This window comes from Pseudomonas sp. SG-MS2 (genome assembly GCF_009933855.1).
In the GTDB taxonomy this organism is placed as follows: domain Bacteria; phylum Pseudomonadota; class Gammaproteobacteria; order Pseudomonadales; family Pseudomonadaceae; genus Aquipseudomonas; species Aquipseudomonas putida_E.
This window is the reverse complement of the sequence record NZ_MOMO01000201.1, coordinates 1-6,331: the sequence shown is the minus strand read 5'-3', so window position 1 is coordinate 6,331 and position 6,331 is coordinate 1. Positions and strand designations below refer to the sequence as shown.

Annotated in this window: 9 protein-coding genes; 1 reads left to right on the top strand and 8 read right to left on the bottom strand. The window is 63.0% G+C overall.

What is annotated here, in order from left to right; genetic code table 11:
* From BLX42_RS17010 to BLX42_RS16985, 6 genes are all read right to left on the bottom strand, one after another.
* A partial coding sequence (locus BLX42_RS17010) for a TonB-dependent siderophore receptor (RefSeq protein ID WP_161872230.1) occupies positions 1 to 864 on the bottom strand: 864 nt, incomplete at its 3' end.
* Positions 865 to 981: 117 nt separating this feature from the next.
* Complete coding sequence (locus BLX42_RS17005) at positions 982 to 1,962, bottom strand: FecR family protein (protein ID WP_161872229.1); 981 nt, start codon at positions 1,960 to 1,962, stop codon at positions 982 to 984.
* On the bottom strand, positions 1,959 to 2,456 hold the full coding sequence (locus BLX42_RS17000) for an RNA polymerase sigma factor (protein ID WP_223255085.1): 498 nt from the start codon (positions 2,454 to 2,456) through the stop codon (positions 1,959 to 1,961). The genes BLX42_RS17005 and BLX42_RS17000 overlap by 4 nt, the downstream gene beginning before the upstream one ends.
* 55 nt (positions 2,457 to 2,511) lie before the next feature.
* Positions 2,512 to 2,838, bottom strand: a complete 327-nt coding sequence (locus BLX42_RS16995) for a DUF3325 domain-containing protein (protein WP_161872228.1) — start codon at positions 2,836 to 2,838, stop codon at positions 2,512 to 2,514.
* Positions 2,832 to 4,412 carry a PepSY domain-containing protein gene (locus tag BLX42_RS16990; protein ID WP_161872227.1) on the bottom strand — a complete coding sequence of 527 codons (1,581 nt, stop codon included), beginning with the start codon at positions 4,410 to 4,412 and terminating at the stop codon, positions 2,832 to 2,834. Before BLX42_RS16990 ends, BLX42_RS16995 begins: the two co-directional genes overlap by 7 nt.
* Positions 4,409 to 4,714, bottom strand: a complete 306-nt coding sequence (locus BLX42_RS16985; RefSeq protein ID WP_046784788.1) for a DUF3649 domain-containing protein — start codon at positions 4,712 to 4,714, stop codon at positions 4,409 to 4,411. Before BLX42_RS16985 ends, BLX42_RS16990 begins: the two co-directional genes overlap by 4 nt.
* Before the next feature lie 275 nt (positions 4,715 to 4,989).
* On the opposite strand from BLX42_RS16985, the gene BLX42_RS16980 reads away from it, so the two are divergent.
* Positions 4,990 to 5,337 carry an HPF/RaiA family ribosome-associated protein gene (locus tag BLX42_RS16980; RefSeq protein ID WP_012312780.1) on the top strand — a complete coding sequence of 116 codons (348 nt, stop codon included), beginning with the start codon at positions 4,990 to 4,992 and terminating at the stop codon, positions 5,335 to 5,337.
* Between the two features lie 69 nt (positions 5,338 to 5,406).
* Here BLX42_RS16980 and BLX42_RS16975 read toward each other — a convergent pair whose 3' ends face one another.
* Both BLX42_RS16975 and BLX42_RS16970 read right to left on the bottom strand, forming a co-directional pair.
* Complete coding sequence (locus tag BLX42_RS16975; protein WP_115273593.1) at positions 5,407 to 5,817, bottom strand: response regulator; 411 nt, start codon at positions 5,815 to 5,817, stop codon at positions 5,407 to 5,409.
* Positions 5,818 to 5,865: 48 nt separating this feature from the next.
* On the bottom strand, positions 5,866 to 6,045 hold the full coding sequence (locus tag BLX42_RS16970) for a Flp family type IVb pilin (protein ID WP_161872226.1): 180 nt from the start codon (positions 6,043 to 6,045) through the stop codon (positions 5,866 to 5,868).
* Positions 6,046 to 6,331 lie beyond the last annotated feature (286 nt).

Genomic DNA, 6,331 nt, shown 5'->3' with positions numbered 1-6,331 from the left:
GGCGAAGTTGCTGTCGCCCAGTGCCCCGGTGCTGTCGAACCCACCGCCGCTGCCGTTCTTGCCGCTGCCGTAGGTCGAGCCGCGCACGGTCAGGGCGTTGTACTGCTGCAATTGCGGGCGCTTGCTGACCACGTTGATCACCCCGCCCGGGTCCTGGATGCCATACAGCAGCGAAGCCGGGCCCTTGAGCACCTCGACCCGCTCGGTGTTCGCATTGAGGCTGCGCCCCTGCACGACGGGCATGCCATCGCGCATGATCGAACCGTCGCGGTTGTCACCGAAGCCGCGCTTCATCACCGTGTCGGAGGTGCCACCGAAATTGTTGCCCTGGGTGATGCCGCTGACATTGGCCAGGGCGTCATCCAGGTTGCGCGGGGCCTGGTCGCGGATGACCTGGGCAGGGACCACGTTGATGGCTTGGGGGATGTCCTGGGACGGACCTTGGCCACGCATGATCGAGGCGCTGGCCGGCGGCTGGTAGCTGTAGGTGTCCATCTGCGAGGTCACCGTGGTGGCCTGCAGGTTGAGCGCACCGGAGGTGTCCACCGGTTCAAGCGTCAGGGTGCGGGCATCGACCCGGCGCCACGTCAGGCCAGCGTTGCCCAGCAATCGCTGCAGCGCCTGTTCGGCACTGAACGTACCCTGCAGGGCCGGTGCCTGCACGGCAGGCAGTTCCAAGGTGTAGACCACGCTCTGGCCGGTGGCACGGCTAAAAGCATTGAGCGCCTGGGGCAAGGGCTGGCTCGGCTGGGCGAACCGGTGCAGTTCAAGCTGCTCGGCGGCAAGGACACAAGGGGCAGCAGCCAAGGCCGAAAGCGCAGAGAAACCTAGCCAGAGAGGGACGCAACGGTGGGTGAACTTCATGGACGCTGACCTGTGAGAGGGTGATGACTGCGAATGAATCGCACTTCCACTCATTACACGGATGTCACGTCCTGTTACCTCATCCGCTTTTGAAAATTATTTTTCCAGTGCCGCCGCTTAACGGATAACGGTCAACCGGCCGAAAACCGTCTGCCGCGAGAACCCCATCACCTTGCCCAGCGAATCCAGTGCCGCCAGTGGCTCGCGCACCGGGAAACTGCCGCTGACCTTGCGCTGCCCCAACTCGCCGTCGAGCAGCACGATCCGCCCCGGGTAATAGCGCCCCAGGTCCTCGACCACCTGCGCCAATGGCACCTGGTAGTAATTGACCCAGCCCTGGCGCCAGGCCAGACTTCTGTCGCTGTCCACACTCGCCGTCTCACCGGCCCGGCCTCTGGCATAGGCCAGTTGCTGGTTGGCCGTCAGCTCAAGGGCGGCCTTCCCCTGAGCCGGCGTGACCGCCACCCGACCGTTGCGCACCGTGACCTGTGCACCCTCGGCCTGCTCGCGCACTTCGAACTCGGTGCCCAGCACCCGCACCTGCCCCCCCGCCGCCTTTACTACAAACGGGTCACCGGTGTGCGTGACCTTGAAGAATGCAGCACCATGCAACAGCCGCACATGGCGCTGCCCCTGCTGGAAATCGACAGCAATGGCACTGCCCGCATCCAGCGTCACCTGCGACTGGTCAGCCAGCGTCACCTGGCGAATGGCGTCTGTGCTGCTGAAGTCGGCCTGCAGGTCCTGCAGCCAGTACCCCGGATGCCAGCCCCCGGCAACGCCCACGGCCAGCACCAGGCAGGCCGCTACGGCCAGTGCGCGGGCGCGCCGCCAGCGAGGCGGGGCAGGCGCCTTGGCCATAGCATCCAGGTATCGTTGCAGGTCTGCGTGTTCTTCCTCGGCCAGGCGTGCCGCGGGTGCCGCACTCTTGTGCCACAGCGCCTGGGCCTGGGCATAGGCCTCACGGTGCCTGGGGTCGGCCAGCAACCAGCGCTTGAACGCCGCACTGTGCGCTACCTCAGGCTGCTCGTTGATCCTGGCCAGCCAATGCAGTGCAGCGTGCGACGGGTCGGCGGTGGTCAAGTCTGAATGGCTCATCGACGGGCGCTCCCTGGCCTGCGCATCGGGGTCGCGGGTTCGGCAACACTGGCCTTGCACGCTTGGAGGGCGCGCATCATATGCTTTTCCACGGCGCTCTGGGACAGCTGCATCGCCTTGGCGATTTCGCCGTACTTGCAGCCGTGTATGCGGTTGAGCAAAAAGATCTGCCGGGTGCGCTCGGGCAGGGCGCGCAGCGCCGCTTCGATGCGCTGCAGGTCATGGTCTACCTCAAGGGCCTGCTCCGGTGCCTGGGCCGAGCACTCATCCAGTTGCAGCGAAGCTTCGGCGATGCGTTCGCGGCTGCCTTCGCTGCGCAGATGGTCGATGGCCAGGTTGCCGGCGCAGCGCAGCAGGTAGGTATCCAGCGCCTCGACCTTGACCTCGGGGCGGCGCCAGAAGCGCAAGAACAGCTCCTGCACCAGGTCCGATGCAGTGGCGCGGCAGCCTACCCGACGGCTGACCAGGGCTTCCATGCGTGCGCGCTGGGCCATGAAGACCTGGACGAAACGTGCGCGCGTACTGTCGCTGTCAGGTTCGATCAAGGCATCACCCGCCAGATATGACCAGCAGTGGGCCCAGTACCAGGCTGATCGCCGCCAGCCCCAGCAACAGGCGCGGCTGGTAAGGCAAGGCGAAGACCCACAGGGTCACCCCGGCCATCAACACAGCGACCCACTCAACCAAGCCATGCGCCCACCCGCGCAAGTGCAGCGATAGCAACAGCGATGCCAGCAGCAACGACCAGCCCGCAATGCGCAGACCACGCAACTGGCCGATAGCAGGCTTGCGCCCGAGCAGGTCGCTGAAGTGCTTTTCCATCGCCAGGCACAAGGCGGCGAACCCGGCAAAACCGATCAGGGCGACGCTCAGCATCCGTTCACCTCGAGCGTTTCAGCCGCTGCCTTTGACACCCGGGGCTCACGCTTGGCCACAGCCTTCGGAGCACGCAGCATCTTGCCTGCGGCCCAGGCCAAAAACAGGCCGGTGCCCAATGCCGTGAGGTCCAGGCCCGCCATCGCCCAGTCGCCGGCGGCTACGCTGTGGTTCAGCCCCTGGCCGGTGGCCAGTGCATTGAGCAAAGGCAGCAGCGCGAAGGCCAGCGCGCCCAACCCAAGCTGCTCGCCCCAGGCTCGGCGCCCGGGGCGCAGCACGGCATGTACCAGCGACAACAGCCAGGCCACGAAGAACGTGTTCACCTCCCAGTCCGCCCGCCCTTGCAGCGCCACAGGCAGCAAGCGGTTGGCCCAGAAAAAGCCGGCCACCGCGAGCAGCAGGCCACTCATGCTGGCGATGTTGAGCACCTCGACCAGGCGCAACTCAGCGGGCATGCGTTCGCGCTTGGCATGCTTGAGCTGGCGCTTGCCAAGCCACATCACCAGGCCCGTACCGATGACCGCAGTACCCGCCACCCCGAACACGAAGTACAGCCAGCGCAACCAGGGCCCGGCGAAGTTGCCCATGTGCAGGCCGACGAAGCTGAACGAAGTCATCATCGCAGCGCTTTCCGGTGCCCCCTGGCTCAGCAGCTCGCCCGTGCTGCCGTCGAACATCCAGTTGGCGCTGCGCTTGTAGGCGATGTTGTCGGCCGAAGCCTGGGCGAAGCTCACGCGAGCGTTGCGGTCGCCCGGGTTGTGCACCTGGATGTAACCCATGCGGGCACCGGGGACCTGCGCCTGAACCTTGGCGTACAAGCCGGCCAATGGCACCAGTGGCGCAGCGACGTTGGCCACCTTGGGCACCTCCTCTGGGCCGAACAGGTCGTTGAAGTAGCCGTTGGTAGTGCCGCCATAGCTGGCCATGATGCTGGCCGGCATCACCATGTACATGAAGATCACCAGGCTGCTGTAACTGATCATCAGATGGAACGGCAACACCAGCACACCGATTGCGTTGTGCCCATCCAGCCACGAGCGCTGGCCCTTGCCGGGGCGGAAGGTGAAGAACTCCTTGAAGATCTTCTTGTGGGTGATGATGCCGGTGACCAGGCCGAGCAACATGATGAACGCGCATGAGGTCGCCAGCCAGCGCCCCCAGGGGTGGGGCATCTGCAGCTGGAAGTGGAAGCGGTAGAAGAACTCGCCGCCGCGGCTGTCACGGGCCTCTACTGGCTGCCCGGTCTGGGCGTCGAGTTGCTTGCTGACAAAGCCACGGCGCCCGCCAGCAGGGTCACGCCAGCCGACGCTCAACGCGGCTTCGCGCTCGCTGGGCAAGCGGATCATCCAGTTGCCCGAGTGCGCCGCGTTGGCCTCCAGGTAGCGCTGGGCCAGGCCCAGGCTGGCCACCGGGTCGAGCGCGTGGCGGCGGACTTCGGGCTGTGCCCAGTGGCTGATCTCTTCCTTGAAATACGACAGTGTGCCGGTCAGGAAAATTGCGAAAAGCAGCCAGCCGAAAATCAGCCCGGTCCAGGTGTGCAGCCAGGCCATCGCCTGGCGGAAACCGCCCTTCATGGGTTCTTCATCCAATAGGCCAGCCCGTTGATCAGCCCCAGCAGCAGGCTCGGCAGCAACACGCCGAGCCAGGCATGCCAGGCGCTGCGGCAGGCAAAGCACCAGATGAAGGCCAACAGGTAGAAAACGAACGACAGCATCATGCCGGTCATGGCCGCGTCGACTTGCGCCAACGGCACCAGCAAGGTGATGCAGACACTGGCCATGGACGCCAGCAGGTACCCACCCAGCACCGCTGCCAGGCAGCGTGAGGTCACGGCCAGGCGGTAGCTGAGGGGCAGTCCGGCGGCATTGCGCTTCATGGCGGAGGTCCGGGAAACTCTGGGGGCTGCAATAGTAATGATTTCAATTCGCATAAGCAAAGTCTGAAAGACTTTGGGTTTTTAACCGGTCTTATGTCGTCAAAGGGCTGCCCGGTAGCCTCTGCGGGGTTAATTGCAACAGAAAATTTATTTTCACGAAGGGCTTGAATTCAGGCTTCGGTTGCCTGACCTTAGAGTCAAGAGGCGAAGAATTTCCAAGGGCCTCAAGGGCCTAGGCACGCCTCCATGCGAGCAAGCTGAATAAGGATTGAATCATGCAAATCCAGGTCAACAGCAGCAACCATATCGAAGGCAACATCCGTCTCAACGAGTGGGTCCGCAGTACGCTGCAAACCACGCTCGAACGTTACGAGGAGGACCTCACCCGCATCGAGGTGCACCTGCGCGACGAGAACGGCGCCAAGCCCGGGCCGCATGACAAACGCTGCCAGATGGAGGCTCGCCCCAAAGGCCATCAACCGATTTCCGTGACCCATACCGCCGCTTCGCTGGACCAGGCGGTGGATGGAGCCGCCAGCAAGCTGAACAATGCGCTGGATCATTTCTACGGCAAGCTGCGCAGCAAGCGCGGCGTACTGGAACTGAGCGATCCCGACGCCTGACCCTTGCCAGTAAGCAAAAACGCCCGGCCATGTGCCGGGCGTTTTCGTTTTCACCTTCGTCCAGTTGAGTCAGTACTTGGCAACCTGCAACAGTGGTTGCGGGAACAGGTTGTCCAGTGTCTCCAGCAACCGTGCGTAATAGATGGGCTTGCGGAAGAAATCCAGCACCTGCAGACGCAGCAGGTCGCTGAGGTCTTGCGCACCGGCGTGCCCCGACATGACGATCACCGGCAAATGCTGCCGGGCCGTATGGTCGCGCAGGCGCTGGATCAAACCAATGCCGCTTTCTTCCGGCATGCGTAGATCAGTGATGACCAAGGCAACGTCCGGATAACGGGTGAGCAGTTGCAGGGCAGCTTTCACCGAGCCTGCCGTGTGGCAGTAGTACCCCTCGTTGTCGAGGAGTTCGGCCAACTCAAGCAGGTGCTCTTCCTCGTCATCGACCAGAAGAATCTGCTGACGCGAGGGAGAGTTCTGCATGTGCGGCTCCTGTTGATCCGGTCCGACGAGACATCGCCTGTTATTGGTCTAGTTCAGGGCCGTCTGGATTGCGGTGAACATGGTACTGATGTTGCCGGAGAGCCCGGGAACGAACCCGGCCAATACCACCGCCACCATCGCCGCGATGACCGCGTACTCGATACCCGAGGCACCGTCCTTGCGATGCAGGAATTGCTTGCAGTGAAGGATGACCTGTTTCAGCAACATGACCAGCTCCTTGCGGCGAACTCGCCGGCGACAATGGTGTCAAAGTGACGCCTGTTTGCCATCAAAGGATTGCCAAGCTGGAGCCGTCTGCAAATATAAAAAAGCATTAGTCATCAGGTGATAATCCAAAAGCATTAGATCCTTTTATTTCAACAACTGACTGTTTTAATTGGGTTTACGTTCTGGCTACAAAAAAAGCCGAGCGCCTAATGGCGAATGGCGATGGGTGGGCTACCGTGCAATAGCGAAATAGTGACTTTTTGCCACCACCCGACGCGTGCACGGA

Coding starts and splice junctions, on each gene's coding strand:
- BLX42_RS17005 (WP_161872229.1), bottom strand. CDS start 1,962: ATGAGCCATTCAGACTTGACCACCGCCGACCCGTCGCACGCTGCACTG.
- BLX42_RS17000 (WP_223255085.1), bottom strand. CDS start 2,456: ATGGCCCAGCGCGCACGCATGGAAGCCCTGGTCAGCCGTCGGGTAGGC.
- BLX42_RS16995 (WP_161872228.1), bottom strand. CDS start 2,838: ATGCTGAGCGTCGCCCTGATCGGTTTTGCCGGGTTCGCCGCCTTGTGC.
- BLX42_RS16990 (WP_161872227.1), bottom strand. CDS start 4,412: ATGAAGGGCGGTTTCCGCCAGGCGATGGCCTGGCTGCACACCTGGACC.
- BLX42_RS16985 (WP_046784788.1), bottom strand. CDS start 4,714: ATGAAGCGCAATGCCGCCGGACTGCCCCTCAGCTACCGCCTGGCCGTG.
- BLX42_RS16980 (WP_012312780.1), top strand. CDS start 4,990: ATGCAAATCCAGGTCAACAGCAGCAACCATATCGAAGGCAACATCCGT.
- BLX42_RS16975 (WP_115273593.1), bottom strand. CDS start 5,817: ATGCAGAACTCTCCCTCGCGTCAGCAGATTCTTCTGGTCGATGACGAG.
- BLX42_RS16970 (WP_161872226.1), bottom strand. CDS start 6,045: ATGTTGCTGAAACAGGTCATCCTTCACTGCAAGCAATTCCTGCATCGC.